Source organism: Methylobrevis albus (assembly GCF_015904235.1).
Lineage (GTDB): Bacteria > Pseudomonadota > Alphaproteobacteria > Rhizobiales > Pleomorphomonadaceae > Methylobrevis_A > Methylobrevis_A albus.
This window is the reverse complement of sequence record NZ_JADZLT010000028.1, coordinates 1-307: the sequence shown is the minus strand read 5'-3', so window position 1 is coordinate 307 and position 307 is coordinate 1. Positions and strand designations below refer to the sequence as shown.

The window sequence follows — 307 nt, the reverse complement described above, 5'->3', positions numbered from 1 at the left end:
GCGGTCATGGCGGCCGGGAAGAGGGCGGTCCGCACGACGACGCGGCCGCCTCCGATGCGGCTGCGGCCGCGCCATTGCCCGGACTGCCGGGTGAAAGGGGCGAGACCGGCGAGGGCTGCGATCTCGCGGCGCCCGATGCTGCCGAGCTCCGGCAGCTCGGCGATCAGGCTGCGGGCGGTCTTGCTGCCGACGCCGGGCACGGAGGCGAGCAGTTCCTCCTTCTCGCGCCAGATCGGCGAGCCGCGCACGGTGTCGTCGATCTCGGTGTCGATGTCGGAGAGCTCGAGTTGCAGGGCCTTCAGCAGGC

The 307-nt window shown here is 73.0% G+C and carries 1 protein-coding gene; it reads right to left on the bottom strand.

Annotated elements, in window-relative coordinates:
- Positions 1–307: transposase (locus tag I5731_RS00265; RefSeq protein ID WP_197309348.1), on the bottom strand; the 307-nt coding region annotated here is incomplete at both ends.